Origin of the sequence: Nocardiopsis sp. CA-288880 (assembly GCF_050955985.1) — a bacterium.
GTDB classification, from domain to species: domain Bacteria; phylum Actinomycetota; class Actinomycetes; order Streptosporangiales; family Streptosporangiaceae; genus Nocardiopsis; species Nocardiopsis tropica.
The window spans coordinates 810660-830562 of sequence record NZ_CP192105.1 but is presented as its reverse complement, the minus strand read 5'-3'; the positions used below and the strand labels follow the sequence as shown (position 1 = coordinate 830562).

General features: G+C 70.1%; 16 protein-coding genes and 1 pseudogene. 10 read left to right on the top strand and 7 right to left on the bottom strand.

Translation table 11 applies throughout. The features are described 5' to 3' along the window. Window positions 1–144: 144 nt before the first annotated feature. The 6 genes and pseudogenes from ACQPYD_RS03760 to alr form a co-directional block, all read right to left on the bottom strand. On the bottom strand, window positions 145–387 hold the full coding sequence (locus ACQPYD_RS03760) for a type II toxin-antitoxin system prevent-host-death family antitoxin (RefSeq protein ID WP_433699786.1): 243 nt from the start codon (window positions 385–387) through the stop codon (window positions 145–147). 171 nt (window positions 388–558) lie between these two features. Then, window positions 559–1593, bottom strand: coding sequence for a tRNA (adenosine(37)-N6)-threonylcarbamoyltransferase complex transferase subunit TsaD (gene tsaD, locus ACQPYD_RS03755; RefSeq protein ID WP_433699785.1), 1035 nt, complete (start codon window positions 1591–1593; stop codon window positions 559–561). Further along, window positions 1586–2020, bottom strand: a complete 435-nt coding sequence (rimI, locus tag ACQPYD_RS03750) for a ribosomal protein S18-alanine N-acetyltransferase (protein WP_433701940.1) — start codon at window positions 2018–2020, stop codon at window positions 1586–1588. Before rimI ends, tsaD begins: the two co-directional genes overlap by 8 nt. Before the next feature lie 59 nt (window positions 2021–2079). Further along, window positions 2080–2757: a tRNA (adenosine(37)-N6)-threonylcarbamoyltransferase complex dimerization subunit type 1 TsaB gene (gene tsaB / locus ACQPYD_RS03745; protein WP_433699784.1), complete on the bottom strand. Its 678-nt coding sequence runs from the start codon at window positions 2755–2757 to the stop codon at window positions 2080–2082. A 138-nt stretch (window positions 2758–2895) separates the two neighbouring features. Next, window positions 2896–3390, bottom strand: a pseudogene (tsaE, locus tag ACQPYD_RS03740) (tRNA (adenosine(37)-N6)-threonylcarbamoyltransferase complex ATPase subunit type 1 TsaE); the annotation flags it as partial. A gap of 204 nt (window positions 3391–3594) precedes the next feature. Then, window positions 3595–4725, bottom strand: coding sequence for an alanine racemase (gene alr, locus ACQPYD_RS03735; protein ID WP_433699783.1), 1131 nt, complete (start codon window positions 4723–4725; stop codon window positions 3595–3597). Window positions 4726–4918: 193 nt separating this feature from the next. Here alr and ACQPYD_RS03730 point away from each other — a divergent pair, with 193 nt between their 5' ends. The 6 genes from ACQPYD_RS03730 to ACQPYD_RS03705 all read left to right on the top strand — a co-directional run bounded on the left by ACQPYD_RS03730 (window position 4919) and on the right by ACQPYD_RS03705 (window position 12753). Beyond that, the gene (locus ACQPYD_RS03730) at window positions 4919–5647 is read left to right on the top strand and encodes a DUF6069 family protein (protein ID WP_433701939.1); all 729 of its coding nucleotides are present in this window, start codon (window positions 4919–4921) and stop codon (window positions 5645–5647) included. A 340-nt stretch (window positions 5648–5987) separates the two neighbouring features. Next, complete coding sequence (locus ACQPYD_RS03725) at window positions 5988–6362, top strand: DUF6507 family protein (protein WP_433699782.1); 375 nt, start codon at window positions 5988–5990, stop codon at window positions 6360–6362. Window positions 6363–6423: 61 nt separating this feature from the next. Further along, a complete protein-coding gene (locus ACQPYD_RS03720; protein WP_433699781.1) occupies window positions 6424–9672 on the top strand; it encodes a hypothetical protein in 3249 nt (1082 codons plus the stop codon). 122 nt (window positions 9673–9794) lie between these two features. Then, a complete protein-coding gene (locus ACQPYD_RS03715) occupies window positions 9795–10559 on the top strand; it encodes an immunity 49 family protein (protein ID WP_433699780.1) in 765 nt (254 codons plus the stop codon). 53 nt (window positions 10560–10612) lie between these two features. After that, on the top strand, window positions 10613–11050 hold the full coding sequence (locus ACQPYD_RS03710) for a hypothetical protein (protein WP_433699779.1): 438 nt from the start codon (window positions 10613–10615) through the stop codon (window positions 11048–11050). A gap of 851 nt (window positions 11051–11901) precedes the next feature. Further along, on the top strand, window positions 11902–12753 hold the full coding sequence (locus ACQPYD_RS03705; protein WP_433699778.1) for a hypothetical protein: 852 nt from the start codon (window positions 11902–11904) through the stop codon (window positions 12751–12753). Between the two features lie 755 nt (window positions 12754–13508). Here the strand turns inward: ACQPYD_RS03705 and ACQPYD_RS03700 are convergent. Then, window positions 13509–14738, bottom strand: a complete 1230-nt coding sequence (locus ACQPYD_RS03700; protein WP_433699777.1) for an ROK family protein — start codon at window positions 14736–14738, stop codon at window positions 13509–13511. Window positions 14739–14852: 114 nt separating this feature from the next. On the opposite strand from ACQPYD_RS03700, the gene ACQPYD_RS03695 reads away from it, so the two are divergent. From ACQPYD_RS03695 to ACQPYD_RS03680, 4 genes are read left to right on the top strand one after another with little or no spacing between them, the layout of a single operon-like run. Next, window positions 14853–15995 carry a Gfo/Idh/MocA family protein gene (locus ACQPYD_RS03695; protein ID WP_433701938.1) on the top strand — a complete coding sequence of 381 codons (1143 nt, stop codon included), beginning with the start codon at window positions 14853–14855 and terminating at the stop codon, window positions 15993–15995. After that, a complete protein-coding gene (locus ACQPYD_RS03690) occupies window positions 15992–17767 on the top strand; it encodes an ATP-binding cassette domain-containing protein (RefSeq protein ID WP_433699776.1) in 1776 nt (591 codons plus the stop codon). Before ACQPYD_RS03695 ends, ACQPYD_RS03690 begins: the two co-directional genes overlap by 4 nt. Beyond that, window positions 17764–18837 (top strand): ABC transporter permease, encoded by a 1074-nt coding sequence (locus ACQPYD_RS03685; RefSeq protein ID WP_267948057.1) that lies wholly within the window; start codon window positions 17764–17766, stop codon window positions 18835–18837. Before ACQPYD_RS03690 ends, ACQPYD_RS03685 begins: the two co-directional genes overlap by 4 nt. Next, entirely contained in the window at window positions 18834–19901 is a 1068-nt protein-coding gene (locus ACQPYD_RS03680; RefSeq protein WP_433699775.1) for an ABC transporter permease, read from the top strand. The genes ACQPYD_RS03685 and ACQPYD_RS03680 overlap by 4 nt, the downstream gene beginning before the upstream one ends. The last annotated feature ends 2 nt before the right edge of the window (window positions 19902–19903 follow it).

The following is a 19903-nucleotide window of genomic DNA, read 5'->3' as shown; positions in this document are numbered from 1 at the left end:
GGGCCGTCTCCCGGACCGCCGTGTGCCCACAACGCGACACCATAAGGCATCGAACCCGATATCGAGAGCTGTCGACCCCGCGCCGGGCGTCCGCACCTCTCCGCCCGGTCCGTGCCTCCCTGTGCCTCCCCCTGCCGACCGGCGTCACTCGGCCAAGGGCCTCTCGACACCCTTGTCGGCTTCCAGCTCCCTGATCGCCTCGGCCAGGCGCTGCGCGTTCTCGGGACTGCGCATCAGGAGAACGGCATCCCCACGGAGCTCCTGCTCCGACAGGGTGGTCACAGCCATGGGCTCATCCCCCGCTTCGGGGACCTCGCCCTTCTCAGGGTCGTCCACAACCGAGTCGCGTGGGGCCTCACCGTCGCCACGCGGTTCCTGGTATCCCATGGTTGCCATCTTCGACCTTCACGCCCTGTGGCGTACACGGAATCCCGCGACGCGGGACCGCGTACGTGACACCGGAGGAACGAGAGTCTCACAGGAGCTCGGCACATGCGTGGGGGGGGCGGGACGCGTGTGCGTCCCGCCCCCCGTGCGATCGGATATGCGTCCGGCCGCCTACATCGCCAGCGGGGACTCCACCGGCAGGGACGTGTCCGTGGCCAGGTCGAGCGCCGACGGCGGCAGCCCGGCGGCCACCACCTCCGCGCCCAGGGCGGCGATCATCGCGCCGTTGTCCGTGCACAGGCGGGGCCGCGGGACGCGCAGCTCGATCCCGGCGTCCCGGCAGCGCTGCTCCGCGAGCGCGCGCAGGGCGGAGTTGGCCGCCACGCCGCCGCTGATGACCAGGGTGCTCACGCCGTGCTCGACGCAGGCGTCCACGGCCTTGCGGGTCAGCACGTCCACCACCGACTCCTGGAAGGCCGCGGCGATGTCCGCGACCACCAGGGGCAGGCCCTGGCGGTCGGCGTCCTCGACGTGGCGGGCCACGGCGGTCTTGAGGCCGGAGAACGAGAAGTCGTAGGTGCCGTCGCCCCACTTGCCGCGCGGGAACCGCATCGCCTTCGCGTTGCCCTTCTGGGCGGCCTGGTCGATGGGCGGGCCGCCGGGGTAGGGCAGTTCGAGGAGCCGGGCGACCTTGTCGTAGGCCTCGCCCGCGGCGTCGTCCACGGTGTCGCCGAGGGACACCACGTCGGTGGCCAGGTCGTTGACCAGCAGCAGCGAGGTGTGGCCGCCGGAGACGAGCAGGGCGATGGCGGGCTTGGGCAGCGGCCCGTGCTCCAGCTGGTCCACGGCCACGTGGCCGACCAGGTGGTTGACGCCGTAGAGCGGCTTGCCGAGCGCCATCGAGTAGGCCTTGGCGGCGGACACGCCCACGAGCAGGGCTCCGGCCAGGCCGGGGCCCGCGGTGACCGCGATCGCGTCCACGTCGGAGAGCTTGGCCCCGGCGCTGTCCAGCGCCCGCCGGACGGTCGGGGTCATCGCCTCCAGGTGCGCGCGGCTGGCCACCTCGGGCACGACCCCGCCGAAGCGGACGTGCTGGTCCACGCTGGAGGCGACCGAGTCGCCGAGCAGTTCGCAGCCGCGGACGAGGGCCACGCCCGTCTCGTCGCAGGACGACTCGATCCCCAGGATCAGCGGCAGGTCACTCATGGGTCCCCTTCTCCGCGACGCGTCGCATGACGAACGCGTCGGCCCCGTTGTAGTAGCCCCGGCGGACACCGATCTGCACGAAGCCGAACCTCTTGTACAGGTCCTGGGCGCGCGGGTTGTCCGAGCGGACCTCCAGGAACATGTGGGTGACGCCGCGGGCGGCGGCCTGGTCGAGGAGTTCGGTGAGCAGCGCGCTCCCGATCCCCCGGCCCCAGACCTGCTCGGACACGGCCATGGTCTGCACGTCGCCCTCGGGCGGGACGAACCTCAGACCGGCGTAGCCCACCACGGTGTCGCCGCTCTCGGCGACCACGTAGTGGCGGGTGGACTCGGCCAGCTCGTCGCGGAGCATGCCCTCGCTCCAGGCGTCGAGCGGGAACAGGGCGCGCTCCAGCGTGATGACCGCCGGGACGTCGTCGGCGGTCATGGCGCGCAGGCGCACGGCGGGCGGGCCCGCGGTATCCGGGGCCCGGCCGGCGCCGTCGTTCACTTCACCCACTGGCGCACCTTCTTCGGGGCTCCGGGCACGACCGCGTCCGGACGGCGCAGGTAGAGGGGGTTGGGCGCGGGGAGCTCGACGCCCCGGGACAGGCGTAGCAGGGCCAGTTCGGCCATGGCGGCGGCGTCAGGGTGGAGCGGCGCGGGGTCGGACGTGCCCGCGCCGAGGACCTCCGCGTACATCCGGGCCCCGTCGCCGACCAGCGGGAGGCCGCCGGTGTCCAGGTCGGCCGGCCTGGCGACCGCGACCTCTCCCACGCGGGTGAGGCGGTCGTCGTAGCGCGCCCAGAACACCTCCTTGCGGCGGGCGTCGGTCATCGCGAGGAACGGCTCGGTGCGCCCGGTCGCGAACGCGAGCGCGTCCAGCGTGGCGACGCCGTGGCAGGGGACGCCGAGGGCGTCGGCCAGGGCGTGCGCGGTGGCCAGCCCGACCCGCAGCCCCGTGTAGGGGCCGGGGCCGATGCCGACCGCGATGGCGTCGAGGTCGGCCAGGGCGACCCCGGCCTCCTCGGTCAGCCGCTGGACGGTGGGGCTGAGGAGTTCGCCGTGGCGGCGGGCGTCCACGGAGGAGGCGCCGGCGCGCAGGGTGAACGCCCCGTCGGGGGCGCTCTCCCCGATCGCGGCGGTGACCGCCGGGGTGGCGGTGTCGAAGGCCAGGAGCAGCACGGGTTTTTCCGCCTATCCGAGCCCGGCGTCGGAGCCGGGCAGTTCGATGGGAGCGTCGGCCGGGGTGTCCTCCTCGGAGCCGGCGCCGTCGGCGGCCGCGGCTCCGGGGGACCCGTCGTGGGCGGGGGCCGGACCGGGGCCCTCCCCGCGGGGCAGTTCGACCCCGGCCCACCGGTCGCCGACGGCGCGCAGGTGCACGGTGCGGGAGTCGTCGCGGTGCCGCTCGATCCGGATCTCCAACCGGTCCTCGGACAGCTCCTCGGCGACGCCCTCGCCCCACTCGACCACGGTGACGGAGTCGGGCAGGGTCATGTCGAGGTCGATGTCGTCGATCTCGTCCGGCCCGCCGAGCCGGTAGGCGTCCACGTGCACGAGGGCGGGGCCGCCCACCAGGGACGGGTGGACGCGGGAGATGACGAAGGTCGGGGAGGTGACCGCCCCGCGCACGCCGAGGCCAGCGCCGAGTCCCTGGGTGAGGGTGGTCTTCCCCGCTCCGAGCGGCCCGGACAGGATCAGCAGGTCGCCGGGGCGTGTGAGGGCCGCGAGGTCGCGGCCCAGGGCGCGCATGGCGTCGTCCGTGGCGGCGGTGACCTCGCGGACGGTGGACACGGTGGTTGCTGTCACGTCTGTCATCGGGCTCGCTGCTCGTCGTGGGATGTGGTCGGTGGCCGGACGCGCCGGGCCGGGGCGTCACGTCGGGGACGTGTCGGCCCGCGGGCGCCGCCCGCACGGGTTCGGGACCGCCGGGGCGCCCCTGCGTCGGGGCGTGCCGGAAGTGACCTCTTCACCCAGGTTAGGCGGGGTGGGGGACGTCTGTGACCGGTTCTCGGCGACCGGTCAGGATCCCGCGCCGACGTACTCGCGCGGAACCCGGGCGCCCACCCTGGTGACGATCTCGTACGGGATCGTGTCCAGGACCGCGGCCCAGTCCTGGGCCGTCGGGACCCCCGGGATCTCCCCCGGGTCGCCGAACAGTACCGCGTACTCGCCGGCCTCCACCCTGTCGTCCCCCACATCGAGAACGAACTGGTCCATGCAGACTGTTCCCGCGATGGTGCGGACGCGGTCCCCGAGGAGCACGGGGCCCTTGTTGGTGGCGGCCCGGGGGACCCCGTCGGCGTAGCCGAGCGGCACCAGGGCCAGGGTGGTCTCGCGGTCGGTGACGTAGCGGTGGCCGTAGGAGACCCCGCTCCCCTCCCCCACGCGCTTGGTGAGGGCGACGCGGGAGCGCAGGGTCATGGCGGGCCGCAATCCGGGCAAGGAGAAATCGGGGATTGGGGACAGGCCATAACTCGCGATCCCGCCGCGCACCAGATCGAAGCGCGTCTCGGGCAGCGTGAGCAGCGCGGCCGAGTTCGCGATGTGCCGGACCTCGGGGGTCAGGCCCGCCTTGTCGGCGATCTCCAGCGCCTCGTGGAAGTTGGAGAGCTGGAGGCCGATCGAGGGGTGGCCGGGCTCGTCCGCGCAGGCGAAGTGCGACCAGATCCCGGAGACGCGCAGGTGTCCGTCGTCCTCGGCGCGGGCCGCGGCCTCGGTCAGCTCCGCCCAGTCCGCCGCGCTCACGCCGCCCCGGTTGAGGCCGGTGTCGATCTTGAGCTGGACGCGGGCGGCGCGGCCGAGGCGGCGGGCCTCGGAGACGACCTCGTCCAGGACCGCGCGGTCGCTCACCCCGAGGTCGATGTCGGCCCCGACGGCCTCGCCGACGGGCTCGCCCGGGGGGATGATCCAGGCCAGGACCGGGACGGTGATCCCGGCCCGGCGGAGCTGGAGGGCCTCGCCGATGAGGGCCGTGCCCAGCCAGGAGGCGCCGCCCGCGATCAGGGCCCGCGCGGCGGGGAGCATCCCGTGCCCGTAGCCGTCGGCCTTGACCACACCCATCAACGGGGTGCCGCCCGCGTGCGCGCGGAGCAGGCGGGCGTTGGAGGTGAGCGCGTCCAGGTCGACGCGAGCGTGCGCGAAGTGAGCCATGTCCCCAGTGTTCCACGTGTGGGAGACCCGTGTGGAGCTGCGGGTATGTGGTCTGCGCCCGGGTTCGGGCGCCTCGGCCGCAGGCTGATTCGTGCCGGTTGACCAGGTAACTTGCCGTTTTTCATGGTCACTCGTAGTAAACGGAGGAATGCGGGGTATGACCGGCCTCGAAGCCGTATCAGGGGGTACCGGCATGACCGAGTTCGGAAGAGAACGACCCGTCAACACCACGCGTCTCTGGTCGGGTGGCCTCGCCACCGCGGTCGTCGCGGCTCTGGTGATCTTCGCGGGCGCCCTGGTTTTCCGCGGGGTGTTCGACGTACCGGTGCTCGCACCGGAGGAGGCGGGGAACCTGGGCGACGCGAGCACCGTCGCATACGCGCTCATGGCCGCTGTCGCGGCCCTGCTCGCCACAGCCCTGATGCACCTGCTGCTGCTCTCGGCCCCGAAGGCGGGGACCTTCTTCGGCTGGATCGTCGGTCTGGCGACCGCGATCGCGGCCGTGGCCCCGTTCAGCCAGGGCTCCGAGACCGCCAGCCAGGGTGCGACGGCGGTGATCAACCTGGTCACCGGCGTCGTGATCATCACCCTGCTGCGGAGCGTGGGGCGCACCTCCACGCTCAACAGGCGGCGGCCCGGCGTGCCCACGACGGCCCAGAGCACGCAGGCCGCGCAGACGCCCGGGGCGACCGTCAGCCCCATCGGGGAGACCCCGCCGCGACCCCGCGAGGACCAGGAACACGTGGTTCCCGCCCACCCCGAGGAGCCTGCCCTGAAGCACGAGGGCATCCTGCCCTCCGTGAGCCAGGAGGAGTACCACCGCACCCAGGTGCGTGCTCAGGACCAGGACGCGGAGGAGGAGCAGGCCAGGGTGGAGCAGATCAGGGAGGAACGGGCCCGCCAGGACCCGAGGTCCCTGTAGGCGCCTCCCCCCGGGAGGGGCGTGTGGCACACCGGTGACGAGCAGTGCGCGAGGGGCGGAGCCGACCGGCTCCGCCCCTTCCGCGTGGCCGCTCCCGGCCACGCGGGCGTGGCCCGGGACACAGTCCCAGGAGGGTCCCGGGGCCGGTTCCCGCCGGTCGGCCCCCGCCTGACCAGAGCCGATGCCGGTTTCCCCTCAAAAGGCCCCTCCCATGGGGGCAAATCAACCCTGATGCGACTGTCGGTACAAAGAGGTAGAACTCAGAGCAACGGACCGACGTCGGCCGTCACGTCTCGCGCCGCCGAAGCGCGATCCCCCGGCGGGAGAAGGGAAGAACGCCGTGTCCACCTGGAACATCAACCCCAACGAGGTCGGCGGGGTCCTGTCCGCCACCGCCGTCCACATCGGCGAGGAGGGTGGTTCCGAGGGGCTGGTCGGCCACATGGCCGAGATCGAGGAATCCGTCACCGGAATCAGCACCGCGGCAGACAGCACCCCGGTCAGCATCGCGCTGGGCGAGTTCGCCGAGCACTACTTCGGCGTCATGGGCGAGATGGTCGGCCTGACCATCAGCGGCATCACCGGGGCGAGCGACGCCACCACCGCCTACGTGAACGGCAACCACGAGATGGCGCTGGAGGCCCAGACGAACGCGGGAGTGATCCCCGAACCCGAGCAGCCCTCCCACCCCGGCGACCCCAACGTGCTCCTCTGACCTCTCCCCTTCCCTGTCCCGCCAGAGCCCCCCGCCCCCACCCCCATCGGGAGCCAGCAGCGTGTTCGACACCGTCATCCTGACCGACTGCGACGGCAAGATCAGCCCGGGGGACTTCCCCGTACCCGAAGCCGTGCCCACCGACCTGGAGGAACTGGCCCGCACACTGCGCGCAGCCGGGGGCAGGATGGCCGAGACGGGCGCGGCCATCACGTCCTCCTGGTCGGGCCTGTCCACCTGGTACTCCGCCCCCGAGGCCGAAACGCTCTACAGCGTGCTGGGACCGGTCAACAGCAGCGGCATCGTCATCGAGATGGCCACGGACCGGGTGGCCGGGGCCGTCGAGGAGTTCGCGGAGAGCGTCCGCGACATCAAACGGCGGTGGGGAGGGCTCACAGCCCGGTCCAACGCCTTCCTGAGGGAGATCGAGGGAGACGAGGACTGGACCAAGGCCGACACCCTCTTCGGCGGTGAGAGCGACAACGTCCAGAAGAACGCCGACCTGGTCACCGAGGCCCAGGGCCTGATCGCCGAGTACCACGAGGCCGAGCGCACCTGCGCGAACAAGATCAATATCGGAATCGACGGGCGGACCAGGTTCGTCGAGGGGTCGGAAGTCGGCGCGGACGGACCGGCGGCGGACGAGTACGTGCACGGCATCAGCACCGACCTCTCCGACGTTCCCATGGAGTGGGGCACCCCGGCCGAGGTCGACCAGCACTGGTGGACCGACGTCGGCGACGCCGTGTGGGACTTCGGGGTCGGAGCGGTCGAGGGCACCGGGGCGATGCTGGGCATGCACAGCTCCGAGGGGTGGTTCCAGGCGTCCTGGGGCGACGCCCTGTGGGAGTACCACGAGGGCAACGTCCAGTCCGTGGCCTCCCTGGTGGGCATGTACGACGGCGAGTCCGACAGCTGGGGCTGGGCCGGCGGGGACGCGCTCGGCTCGGCGTGGAAGGACCTGGCCCACTCGGTGGTGCCCTGGGAGGAGTGGGGCGAGCGCCCCGGGTACGTCATCGGCACCGCCGCGCTCAACATCGTCGCGATGGTCGGCGGCGCCGCCCTGACCGCGACGGGCGTGGGCGCGGTCGTGGGCGTGCCGCTGATGGCCTGGCGCGGTATGGCCATCGTCGACGGGATGGGCGGACGCGGCGGCGGCTCGGACTCTGGTTCGGGCACGGACGTGGACCTGGACCTGCCCGCCGGGGTCCCGAACTACGGGGGCGTGCACTCACCGATCGCGAGCCTGGACATGAGCTCCTTCGACCGGGGCGACTACAGCCCGGGGCAGTGGACGGAGCTCCAGACCCATCTGGACCGGTGGGCGTCCGCCTCCGACAGCGGCGGGGAGCCCTCTGAGTCCGGCGGCCGTCCCGGGGGATCGGGAGGGGCCGGACGCCCCGCGCAGCCGCGGAACGACCGCGACGGGCAGGACCCGGCCCGGCCGGTCGATCCCACCGCCCAGCAGCTGGCCGACAGCGAGGCGTTCTTCGACATCGTGGAGCAGCCGGAGCTGGCCGAGGTCGACCGCGCGGCCGATCGGGACAACCGGCAGCGGATCCAGGAGGTCGCACGGGAGTCCCGGACCGACCCGAACGGCCCCAGGGGCTCCGAGGAGGGTCACTGGACCGCGGCCGAGCTCTTCGACGGCCCCGAGGGCGCCGGCGACCGGGTCCCCGCCGGTGTGGGCGGACGGGGCGACGACACCCTGACCGCCGAGCGCGACGCCCCCGTGTCGCCCCCTGACCGGACGGTGAATCTGACCGACAGCACCGGGCGCGGATCCGACGGCGACCGGGTCGGAGAACGGGACCCGCGTGCCGACCAGGATGCGCGGAACCGGCACGGGGACGGCCCCGAGAACCGGCGCGACGTGCCGAACGACCGGCACGGGGCCGACATGCGGGACCGGAACCCGGACGTCCGCAACAGCGCCGACGGCGGCGACCCGCCCAGAGGCACCCCTTCCGGCGAGGACCGGGACAGCACCCGTATCGATGCCCGGACGTACCCCCTGGACCCGAGCGGCAGGAGCGACACGGACGGGGCGTCCTCGGGTTCCAGGACGCACAACGACGGGCACGACGGTGTGTCCGCCCGCCCGGCCTCCGGCCCCGACTCCCCCGATCTCCAACGCGACGGCAGCGACGGCAGCGACGGCAGCAGTGATGCCGATTCACGCTCGTCCTCCGCTGATAATGGGCCGGATGGTCGGCAGGAAGAGCCACTTCCCGTACCCAAGACACGGGAGGAGGCACAGGCGAGGGCCCGCGAGATCCTCGGCACCATGGACCTCGGCACCGGTACCGACTTCAGGGACAACTTCGTCGACCTCGTCAACGACAAGAAGTACGGAGCGCTCCTGGAAAGGGCCTTCTACAACACCCTCGGCCACAGGTACAGGGAGGGTCTCAGCATCAATGGGCAGCCCATCCCCAGTCTCACAAGGGCCGACACAGGTGATCCATGGATCGCCAGGGACGCCCTTCCTCCGCCCGAGCCTCCCTTCTATCTCCCTGGAGAGATTAAGGGCACCCGAGCAGGCATAACGATCCAAGTCCTTCGGAACCTGGACAGGTTTGCCAATCTCCGTCAAATTTCCCTGGATGCTTACAACCCTCTGAACAGGATCGTCCAGGGACTCAAGGCGAAGTATGCGAACACCCCTTCAAGTTCCGTCAACCAGGACCTCGCAAGGGCTCGTGAAATCCGGAAGCCCATGGGGAGGATGAGGACCCGCCTCACTGAGAGGTTCGGCGACAAGTCCGCCGAACAGGCGGTGAGAGACACCTTCAACGGATCCGAGGTAACTTTTGAAGAACCCTTGAGGAATCCAGACGGGAAACCTGTCAAGGACTCCGAGGGCAAGGCGGTCACCACCACGTGGCGGGGCACTCTTCCGGAACTGGCAGAAAGCAAGCCCGGAAGGCCGAACCCCATTCCAGTCAGCGATAACGCCCCCAAGAACGGCAACCACCAGTTCGACCAGATCTGGCGAACCGCCGACGGCGGGCTCGTTATCGTGGAGGCCAAGAGCAGCCTCGACACCGGTCTCAACGAACGAACCATCAAAACTGCCGACGGACCCAAGCGGGTCCAACAGGGGACACGGGAGTACTTCAACGATATCCTGAAGAGAATGATCAAACGAGGAGGCGAGGAGCTAGAGCTCGCCCTGGAGATCCAGGACATGATGATCGAGAGCCCGGAAAAACTCCACTATGTAGAAGCGAAGGGCGATCCAGATAAATCCGGGAAATACAGGGGGAATTCTATGAGATTCTTTGACATCCGAGAGGAAGAAGAATGACCGTGCACATCCCCAGCCACGATCTATCCCATCGAACAGATCCAGGCCATCGGGAAAGAAGCAAAGCAACACGTGAGAAGTATTCTTTGTTCCTCGAGTCGAAACCATCAGGTGTCGACGTCATGGTGGGAACCTTGCACATCGACGTGATGTTCAGTACCGCGGTCGACCCCGAGGTCTCACTCCTGGAGACCTGGGAAACCTGGACCGCCGACATGCAGATGCACCACGCCCTGTTCGCAGTGCAAACCAACCCTAGAGACACCGAACTCGAGCTGATGGTCAACCATAGGCTTCGGCAGACCAGGGCGACCGGCCCCAAGACCTCTACAAATGCGAGCAATTGGACGACTGCCTTCTTCCTCGCCGTGGTGTGCCGCGACCAGAAGCGCTACCGGGAACTGTGCGAGATACCGGTCGACCTGCTTCGCGAAGCAGGCGAGAGAAAGGGCACCCGGTACAACCCCTTCACCTACCACTGGATCTCCGCTCTCCAGAATTTCGTCCTTAACCGTCCTGGCCTGGGAGAAGAACTCATGGCCGCCATGGAACTGTCCACCCCCGAACGGGTCGACTTCGGCGACACGGAGAGCCTCGACAAACTTGTCTTCCCCCCCATGAACGCCTTCCTCCGCCTGGTGGAGCGTGACAGCGCCAAGTTCAACGAAGCCCTGGCCCAAGGTCTGGCACTGCACGGTGATTACTACACGGCCGACGCAGAACGGGCCGAGGACATCGAGGGCGTGGTCCCCCTCGGCCTCCTGGCCATGGCGTGCCTGGCCTACGACACAGCAGAACAGGACCCCGACTTCCGGCTCGAGGTCGAGTCCGGGTACCTGCCCAAGCACCTCGTCCAGCGCAGCTGGTACGGCGAGTTCCCCACCTGAAAGACAATTGTTCAAGCGAGCCCTAAATTATGTACGGCATCAAAAAAGGCCACATGGGGCCACTCGAAGAGCAGCATGCGATAAATGAAATCGCATCCGCCCTCCCCGCTTTTTTTCCCGAGGAGTGGAGGGCCGCTATCTACCATGTGAGTATCATGGGCCGCTACGCCAACGAGCTCATCGAAGTCGAAAAGGAGAACGGAGAGATAGTCCGCACAGAACTTCCACTCGAATCGGGAATGAAATGCATGAAACTACGAGCAGGAATGTACAAGGAGAACGAGGGGACATGGTTCTCCTTGAAGTTGAAACTGTGGAACACGGGAAGGTACAGGTCAGTATTAGACTACGACAACCCTCCTGATTTCCTTTTCGATGCAGATCTCCGCGAATACCTCCGAGAGGTGAAACTCTTCCCGCGCAGTGAGGAATTCATGCCGGACTGGCTACGCGAAAAGGTTGACGAAGCAAATTCTTCCCGCGGGGGCTGAGGACTTCGGCAAGTCTCTTTCCGCGAACACCGTTCTCAGCTCGGCTCACCTAGCAAGATCGCGCTGCACAGCCGCCCCACCGCTGACCTCCGACCAGGCTCTTGGCCGGACCTGGCCAGATTTCCTCCCGACCGTCCGAACGATCCCCCGTACCGGCTGCGGGCGTCTCCGGACCGACCCCGGGTGCGACCCGCCCCGCGTCGGCCGGGCCTCCCGTCAGCCGTTGACGAGGGCGCCGGCGACCGGGTCCCCGCCGGTGTGGGCGGACGGGGCGACGACACCCTGACCGCCGAACGCGACGTCCCCGTGTCACCCCCGCCCGGACGGTGAATCTGGCTGAAATCGGTGATCATAGTCCTCCGCACCGCCCGCAGGAAGGTGCCGAGAGCAGCCGTGGCGCGTCTGCGCAGGACCGGAACCCCGTCGCCACCAACATGGACGGCGACAAACCCACCGGCTCGAGAAACGGCTCCGACGACGACACCACTCCCGACGTCGGGAACGGTAGGAAGCCCTTCATCGAGCCAGCGGAGGGGCAGCGAAGAAGCCGGTTTCCCCGGATGCTCCCGCTCCCCATGCCTCCCAGGTCAATTCCCCGGATATGCCAGCACCCATCCCTGAGAGAGACGTGGATCAGGATCGCGCCACCCATCAGGAGGAGGGCGAGGCCGCGGAATCTGACACAAGAAATTCCGATTCCGACAGGACTCCCAAGACGGACCGTACCGAAACAGATGAACAGGCCCCTCTTGGCGAAACGAGCAAATTTGACACACCCTTCTCCGGGCGAATGAACCACCACTCGAACAACCCCAACCTCATCCCTCCGGAATGCGAAACAGAGAAGTAGAGTGATTGTTGTCGATTTCGAGGCCCTCGAGTTCCCTGACGAGTGGTCCGCAGAGTACGACGGGGCTCCGTTCACGGGATACTCCCTGGAGAAGGAGGACGGATACTCTTCATTTCAGCTATTCATTTCAGGAAAGGCGAACGGGCCGGACTACATCCTGACAAAGGTAGGATTTCTTGTCAGCTGCGGCAATAGGACGCGCATCGGACGCCTCCTGGGAGCCTCCTACGACTGGGATGTGGACGGAAATCTGATTTCTGAAACCATAAAAGACGAGGAGGGCGTCGTTCACATTGACAGGCGCTGGGAGTCCTCGGGAGCCCTGGTGGAGGGAAGTGACTGCATTTCAAGGAACATCACAGGAAGGGGATCCGAGGCATCCGCCCCCTGGCTTCGCACTCCACCCGTCGTTGCACCTCAGGATGCACAGTCCGGAAGGTTCTCCGAGGCTGTCTCGGTTGAAGGGCTGGAAATTTCCCCCGAAAACCAGGCGCTCCTTCTGCACGGCGAGAATTTCACCGGACGGGCTTTTCACCAAGAGACTGACGGCAGGAGTGAGACCTACACGGTGGTCGATGGCTTCGAGCACGGGCCTGTGCTGAAGTGGTCAGCATCGGGTCGGCTGGTGACGCAGGGGCTGCGCCGCCATCCTCACGGGGCCGTAGGACCTTGGCATGAGTGGGACGAAGAAGGCCGTCTGTTGTCGGAGACGATCTATGACACCCTGGGCAACAGGATCATCCACCGTGAACTGGACGATCAGTGCAACATCGTCAGGCAGGAGAGGTTCGAGCCGAGAACGCTCCTGCGGTCCCCGGAAACGGGAGAGGAACACCCCGCTCCCTGGCTTTGAACAGGGAAACAATAATATCTCCATCAGACCAAGAGCCACGAGAACCGGACGCCAGAGAAGAAGGTCGAAACAAGCACCATGCAGACTCAGCAAGCCCGAATATTTCGAGTGCACATTTTCGAAAGCCTTCGATCGGAATGAGAGGTCTCGAGAAGCGCGCCGAGCAGATCAAGCTCATCCAATGGGAAAATGCGGGTACAGAAAGAAGATCACAGGCTCGCCTTGTCCAGGAGTACCTTAGGCGATCGGCACTCTGGGCCCTGGAACTCCGGACGGGCCCCTGGCCCTTCTACGACATCGCAGACCGCATCCACCCTGACATTCGCGCCCCCGAGCCCCTTGTTGACGAAGTCGTCGAAAGCATGTCAGGGGCAGGAACCTACTTTGTGCTGCACACGGTCAAGTGGTCGCTTCACTTCGCCGCACTGAAGGACCACGGGCTCGACACAACCAAGATCCCCGACCCCTTCATTCCGCTCCTCCTCATGTACACGAGGGGAGGGATGGTCAACCGAGACTCTACTGGTTTCATTGAAGTCGATGGCGTTTCCTTTCGCCTTGGAAACGTCGAAAAAGCCGCAACAAAGAAACCCCTGGCCTCCCTTGACGAAAAAACACTCCAGGAGATAGACGAAAAAAGGTTGGCCGGATCGCGCGGCACAGCCGCCCCACCGCTGACCTCCGACCGGGCTCTTGACGGAAGCGGAACGGGTTCGAGCCCGACGCCCCGCGCCGTCCCGAAGCCGGGCCTCCGGTCAGCCGTTGACGAGGGTGTCGGCGTGGCGGGGGCTCAGGCAGTGCTCGATGACCATGACGGCCGCGCCGACCACGCCCGCGCCCTCCCCGGCGCGGGAGGAGACGATGCTCAGGTGCTCGGTGGCCAGGGGCAGTGAGCGCTGGTAGATGATCTCGCGGACCCCGGCGAGGAGGTGGTCGCCCGCGAGGGCGAGCGCGCCGCCGATCACGATGACCGACGGGTTGAACATGTTGACGGAGGCGGCGAGGACCTCCCCGATGTCGCGCCCGGCCTGGCGCAGGGCACGCAGGGCGGGGACCGACCCGTTGCGGGAGAGCTCCACGACGTCGCGGGCCCCCGATGCCGGGACGCCCGCCCCGGTGAGCGCGGCGGCCAGGGCCGCGCCGCTGGCGACGGCCTCCAGGCAGCCGGTGTTGCCGCAGCGGCAGGGCTTGTCGCCGCCGCTGGGCACGTGGATGTGCCCCATGTCCCCGGCGGCCCCCTGGGCGCCCCGGTAGACGCTGCCCTCGCTGACGATGCCGCAGCCGATGCCGGTGGCGACCTTGACGAACATGAGGTGGCTGGCGTCCGGCCAGGCGGTGTGGTGCTCGCCGATCGCCATGATGTTGACGTCGTTGTCCACCAGGACCGGCACGTCGAGCCGGCCGCGCACGTGGCCGGGCACGTCGAAGTTGTCCCAGCCGGGCATGATCGGCGGGTTGACGGCGCGCCCGGTGGAGTGCTGGACGGGGCCGGGCAGGCCGATCCCCAGGCCGAGGAGTTCGCCGACCCCGCGGCCCGCCCCCTCGAGCAGGTCCCTGCCGTTGCCGACGACCCAGTCCAGGACGGTCTCGGGCCCCAGCGCTATGTCCAGGTCGGCGCGCTCCTCGGCCAGCACGGTCCCCGACATGTCCGTGAGCGCGAGGCGGGCGTGGGTGGCGCCGAGGTCGGCGGCGAGGACGACGCGGGCCCCGGGTCGGAACGAGAAGGTCGTCGGGGGCCGGCCGCCGGTCGAGACGGCCTCGCCCGCGGGGCCGATGAGCCCGCTGGCGAGCAGGGCGTCCACGCGCTGGGTGACGGTCGAGCGGGCCAGGCCGGTCACCGACGCCAGCTCCGAGCGGGTGCGCGGCCGGCCGTCCCGCAGGAGCCGGAGCAGGGTTCCCGCACCGGGTGCGGCGGTCGGGGCGGCAGTGGCACGCAGGTCCGTCACGCCGTGGTCCCCCGGGTCAGTGAGCGCGTCTTCCGTCATGCGAACAGTGAAGCACAGGGCCCAGGTCCCCCCGGACCGACTCTAATGTTCCCACGTCAGTCAACTTCTGCTTGACGATCGACATAAGTCGGGCGTACTGTTCGCCGCATGTCAGTGAGAAAGGTCACAAGCCTGGGTGAAGCAGTCGACTCCGGTCCGACCGCGCCCAACGCCTACCGCGCCGCGGTGATCGGCACCGGCTTCATGGGCCGGGTCCACTCCCACGCCGTCCGTGCCGCCGGCGGCGAGGTCGTCGGGGTCGCGGGCTCCTCGCCGGCCAAGGCGGAGGGGTTCCGGCTCGCCAACGGCATCGCCCGCGCGCACGCCGACGCCCTCGAACTCATCCACCGCGAGGACGTGGACGTCGTCCACGTCTGCACCCCCAACCACCTCCACGCCCCGCTGAGCCTGGCGGCCCTCGCCGCCGGGAAGCACGTCGTCTGCGAGAAGCCCCTCGCCACCGACGCCGACACCGCGAGGGGCCTCGTGGCCGCCGCGCGGGAGGCCGACCGGGTCGCCGTGGTGCCCTTCACCTACCGCTTCCACCCCATGGCCCGCGAGGCCCGCGCCCTGGTCGCCTCCGGGTCGATCGGCCGCGTCAGCCTCGCCCACGGCGGCTACCTCCAGGACTGGCTCCTCTACCCCGAGGAGGACAACTGGCGGGTCGACCCGGAGATCGGCGGGCCCACCAGGGCCTTCGGCGACATCGGTTCGCACTGGTGCGACATGCTGGAGTTCGTCACCGGCGACCGCATCGCGACCGTGTGCGCCCAGACCTCCCGCGTCAACGACACCCGGGACGGCCGCCCCGTCGCCACCGAGGACCTGGTGTCCTTCCAGTTCTCCACGGTCGGCGGCACCATCGGCAGCGCGGTGATCAGCCAGGTCTCCCCCGGCCGCAAGAACCAGCTGGTGCTGGAGGTCTCCGGCACCGAGGGCTCCCTGGCCTTCGACCAGGAGCGGCCGGAGACCCTCTGGGCGGGCAGCCGCGGCCGCACGGGGACCATCACCCGCGACGACCCGGCGCTGAGCGCCGACGCCGCCCGCCTGGTCACCGTCCCGGTCGGCCACCCCCAGGGCTACCAGGACTGCTTCAACGCGCTCGTCCGCGACACGGGCGCGGCCATCGCGGGGCAGGCCCCGGAGGGCCTTCCCGTGTTCGCCGACGGCCTGCGCGCCGCCGTCATCGCCGAGGCCGTCATGGCCTCCGCGCGGGAGCGCCGCTGGGTCGACGTCCCGGAGGTGGACGCGGTATGACCGCCTCCCCGCCGCCCGGCTCCGCCTCCCCCGCTCCCCCTCCCCCCGCGGAACCCCTCCTGCGGATGCGGGGGATCACCAAGTCGTTCCTGGGCGTGCGCGTGCTGCACGGCATCGACCTGGACCTGTACCCGGGGGAGGTGCACGCCCTCGTCGGGGAGAACGGCGCCGGCAAGTCCACCCTGATGAAGGTGCTGGCCGGGGTGCACCGGGCGGACTCGGGCACCGTCGAGCTGGCCGGCTCCCGCGTCTCCTTCGAGCACCCCGTGCAGGCCCAGCGCGCCGGGGTGGCCACGGTCTTCCAGGAGTTCAACCTCCTCCCCGAGCGCACCGTCGCCGAGAACGTGTTCCTCGGCCGCGAGCCGCGCCGCCGGGGCCTCGTGGACGGCCGCGCCATGGAGCGGGCCACCGCCGCGCTGCTCGCCGACCTCGACCTGGAGGGCATCGCCCCCTGGACCAGGGTGCGGTCCCTGTCGGTGGCCGAGCAGCAGATCGTGGAGATCGTCAAGGCGCTGTCGCACGACGCGCGCATCATCTCGATGGACGAGCCGACGGCGGCGCTGGCCGACCACGAGGTGGAGGTCCTGTACCGGATCATCGGCCGCCTGCGCGAGCGCGGCGTGGCGGTCCTCTACGTGTCGCACCGCATGAAGGAGATCTTCGACCTGGCCGCCACCATCACCGTCCTCAAGGACGGCGACCTGGTGGAGACGGTCCCGGCGGAGGGGATCGGGCCCGCGGAGCTGGTGCGCCGGATGGTCGGCCGACCGGTGTCGTCGGTCTTCCCCGAGCGCCTGGAGCCCCGCGGCGACCGCGTCGGCGAGGTCAGGCTCTCGGTCAGGGGCGGGGGCAACAGCCAGCTGGACGGGATCGGGTTCGAGGTGCGCGGCGGGGAGATCCTGGGGCTCGGGGGCCTCCAGGGCAGCGGCCGCACCGAGGTCGCGCACGCCCTGTTCGGCATCGCCCGCTTCACCCGCGGCGAGGTCGCCGTGGACGGCAGGCGGATCGATCCCCGCTCCCCGCGCCGGGCGGTGCGCGCCGGGCTGGTCCTGGTGACCGAGGACCGCAAGGCGCAGGGACTGGCGCTGAACCAGTCCGTCACCGCCAACGGCCGCCTCGTCCTGGACGCGGTCCTGCCGTTCGGGTCGGCCCGCCGGGTCCGGCGGCTGCCCGGCATCCTCTCCTCCCTGGAGCTGGTGACGCGCGGCGGCAACGACCAGGAGGTCCGGTACCTGTCGGGGGGCAACCAGCAGAAGGTGGTCCTGGCCAAGTGGCTGGCCACCGAACCCGGCGTGGTCGTCCTCGACGAGCCCACCCGCGGCATCGACGTGGGCGCCAAGCAGGCCGTCTACCGGCTGATGCGCGAGCTCGCGGCGTCCGGGGCGGCGATCGTGCTGATCTCCTCCGAACTCCCCGAGCTGATCGGGATGTCCGACCGGCTGGTCGTCCTGGCGGACGGCCGGATCGCGGGCGAGCTCCCCGGGGGCTCGGACGAGGAGGCCGTGATGGCCATGGCCACCGGTTCCCACGGCGACCCGCGGGCGGACGCCCCGGCCCCCGGGGACCCCCGCGCCGCGGCCCCGCGCTCCGGCGGCGCCGCGGCCGGTCCCCCCTCCGGCGGCGGTTCCGACCGTGCCGCCGGCCCCGGCCCCCGCCCCGACCCCGACCGCGGCTCCGGCCCTCCCCCCGGCGCCGCGCGCCACACCGACAGCGGGCCCGGCCCCGACAACGGCGGCGGCTCCCCCGCACGGCACGAGGAGGCCGCACCGTGACACGCGCCACCACCTCCGTCCGGGGCCTGTGGTCCCGGCTCGGCACCACGGGCCCGGTCTACCTGGCCCTGGTGCTGCTGCTCGCGGCGAGCGCCGTCTACGTCGCCACGCGCGGCGGCAACCTGTTCACCACCGCCAACACGGTCGACCTGTTCACCCGCAGCAGCCTGCTCGGGTTCCTGGCCATCGGCCAGACCCTCGTCATCCTGTGCCGGTCCCTCGACCTGTCGGTCGGCTACGTCGCCGCGCTCTCCACGGTGGTCGCGGCGACCACCATGGCCGGCGACCCCTCCCGGATCCTGCTCGGCGTCGGGGCGGCCCTGGGCCTGGCCGCGCTGATCGGCCTGGCCAACGGCCTCGTCGTCACCCGGCTGCGGGTCAACCCGTTCATCACCACGCTGGGGATGGGGCTGATCATCAAGGGCTACCTGGACACCAACTTCCAGGGCCCCGCCGGGGCGATCCCCGCCGCCTTCCAGACCTTCGGCTACACGCGGATCGGCGTCCTGCCGGTCTCCACCCTCGTCATGCTGGGCCTCGCCGCGGCCGCCGTGCTGTTCCTGCACCGCACCCGCACGGGCTACCACATGTACGCGGTCGGCGGCGACGCCGAGGTCGCGCGGCTCTCCGGCGTCCGCGCCGGGATCCCCACCGTCACCGCGCACGTGCTGTGCTCCGTCACCGCCGGGGTGGCGGGCCTGCTGCTGGCCGCCAGGTTCGGCACCGGCAGCGCCACCGTCTACGGCAACGGCTACGAGCTGGAGGCCATCGCCGCGGTCGTCCTGGGCGGCACCTACCTGCTCGGCGGGCGGGGAGGCGTGGCCGGGACGATCGCCGGGGTGTTCATCCTCGCCACGCTCGACACGGTGTTCAACGTCCTGGGCGTCGACCCGTTCGTCAAGGACGTGATGCGCGGCGTGATCGTCATCGCCGCCGTCGCCGTCTACGCCCGGGGCAGGCACTCGCGCGCCGCCGTCCGGGTCCGCTTCCCCTCCGGCGGCGCCCCGCCGCCGCCCGCCCCCGATCCCGGGCCCCGACCCGAACCGGAACCCCTGGGAGGCCGCAGATGACCGCGCCCACGACCGCACCCCCCGCACCCCGCGGACGCGTCCCGGGCGCGCTCGCGGCGCTGGGCCGGGGAGGCGCCCCGACCGTCGCCCTGCTGCTGGCGCTGATCTTCGCGGTCATCGCCACCCAGAACCCGTCGTTCTTCGAGGGCCCGCCGCTGATGGCGTTCGCCAAGAAGGCCGCGCCGCTGGTGATCCTCGCGATCGGCCAGTACCTCGTGATCGTCTCCGGCGAGTTCGACCTCTCGGTCGGCTCGCTGGTCGGGGCCCAGGTGGTGATCGCGGCCCGCCTCATCGACGGGGAGGAGGCCCTGACCCTGCCGGTGATCGGCGTGATGCTGGCCTTCGGCCTGCTGGTCGGCCTGGTCAACGGCCTCGTCACGACCCTGCTGAGGGTGCCCTCGATCATCGCCACCCTGGGCACGATGCTCATCCTGTTCGGGGCCGTCCGGTACTGGACCGGGGGTGCGCCCACCGGCGCCCTGTCGGAGGCCTTCCGCGTCCCCGGCCGGGGCGGCGTCGAGGGCCTGCCCTTCCTCGGCCAGCTCCCGTGGGCACTGGTGATCGCGGCCGTCACCGCCGTCGCCGGGGTGCTCCTGATGCGCTCGCCCTACGGCCGCTCCCTCATCGCGACCGGCGACAACGACGTCGCCGCGGCGTTCTCCGGGGTGCGGGTGTGGCGGGTGCGCACGCTGGCCTTCGTCGGCTCCTCCCTCCTGGCCACCGTCGCCGCGATCCTCATCGGCGGGTACGCCGGGGTCACGGCGCAGGTCGGGCAGGGCCTGGAGTTCACCGCCATCACCGCCGTCGTCCTGGGCGGCGTGGTCCTGGGCGGAGGCCGCGGCACGGTGGTCGCCGCCGTCCTGGGCGCCGTCACCGTGGAGGCGCTGTTCACCCTGTTCAACCAGCTCTACCTGCCCTCGACCATCCAGCCGACGGTGCAGGGAGTCATCATCATCGCCGCGGTGGCCTATGCGGCCCGCCGGGGCGACCTTCGACTGCCGGAGCGCCTGCGACGGCGACCGGACCATCCGACCGAGCGGCCGCTCGGCACTTCCAGGAGGTAACC

What these genes read in the sequence shown, in the direction of transcription:
- ACQPYD_RS03760 (WP_433699786.1), bottom strand. Translation starts at nt 387, where the DNA reads ATGGGATACCAGGAACCGCGTGGCGACGGTGAGGCCCCACGCGACTCG.
- tsaD (WP_433699785.1), bottom strand. Translation starts at nt 1,593, where the DNA reads ATGAGTGACCTGCCGCTGATCCTGGGGATCGAGTCGTCCTGCGACGAG.
- rimI (WP_433701940.1), bottom strand. Translation starts at nt 2,020, where the DNA reads ATGACCGCCGACGACGTCCCGGCGGTCATCACGCTGGAGCGCGCCCTG.
- alr (WP_433699783.1), bottom strand. Translation starts at nt 4,725, where the DNA reads ATGGCTCACTTCGCGCACGCTCGCGTCGACCTGGACGCGCTCACCTCC.
- ACQPYD_RS03730 (WP_433701939.1), top strand. Translation starts at nt 4,919, where the DNA reads ATGACCGAGTTCGGAAGAGAACGACCCGTCAACACCACGCGTCTCTGG.
- ACQPYD_RS03715 (WP_433699780.1), top strand. Translation starts at nt 9,795, where the DNA reads ATGGTGGGAACCTTGCACATCGACGTGATGTTCAGTACCGCGGTCGAC.
- ACQPYD_RS03710 (WP_433699779.1), top strand. Translation starts at nt 10,613, where the DNA reads ATGGGGCCACTCGAAGAGCAGCATGCGATAAATGAAATCGCATCCGCC.
- ACQPYD_RS03700 (WP_433699777.1), bottom strand. Translation starts at nt 14,738, where the DNA reads ATGACGGAAGACGCGCTCACTGACCCGGGGGACCACGGCGTGACGGAC.
- ACQPYD_RS03690 (WP_433699776.1), top strand. Translation starts at nt 15,992, where the DNA reads ATGACCGCCTCCCCGCCGCCCGGCTCCGCCTCCCCCGCTCCCCCTCCC.
- ACQPYD_RS03680 (WP_433699775.1), top strand. Translation starts at nt 18,834, where the DNA reads ATGACCGCGCCCACGACCGCACCCCCCGCACCCCGCGGACGCGTCCCG.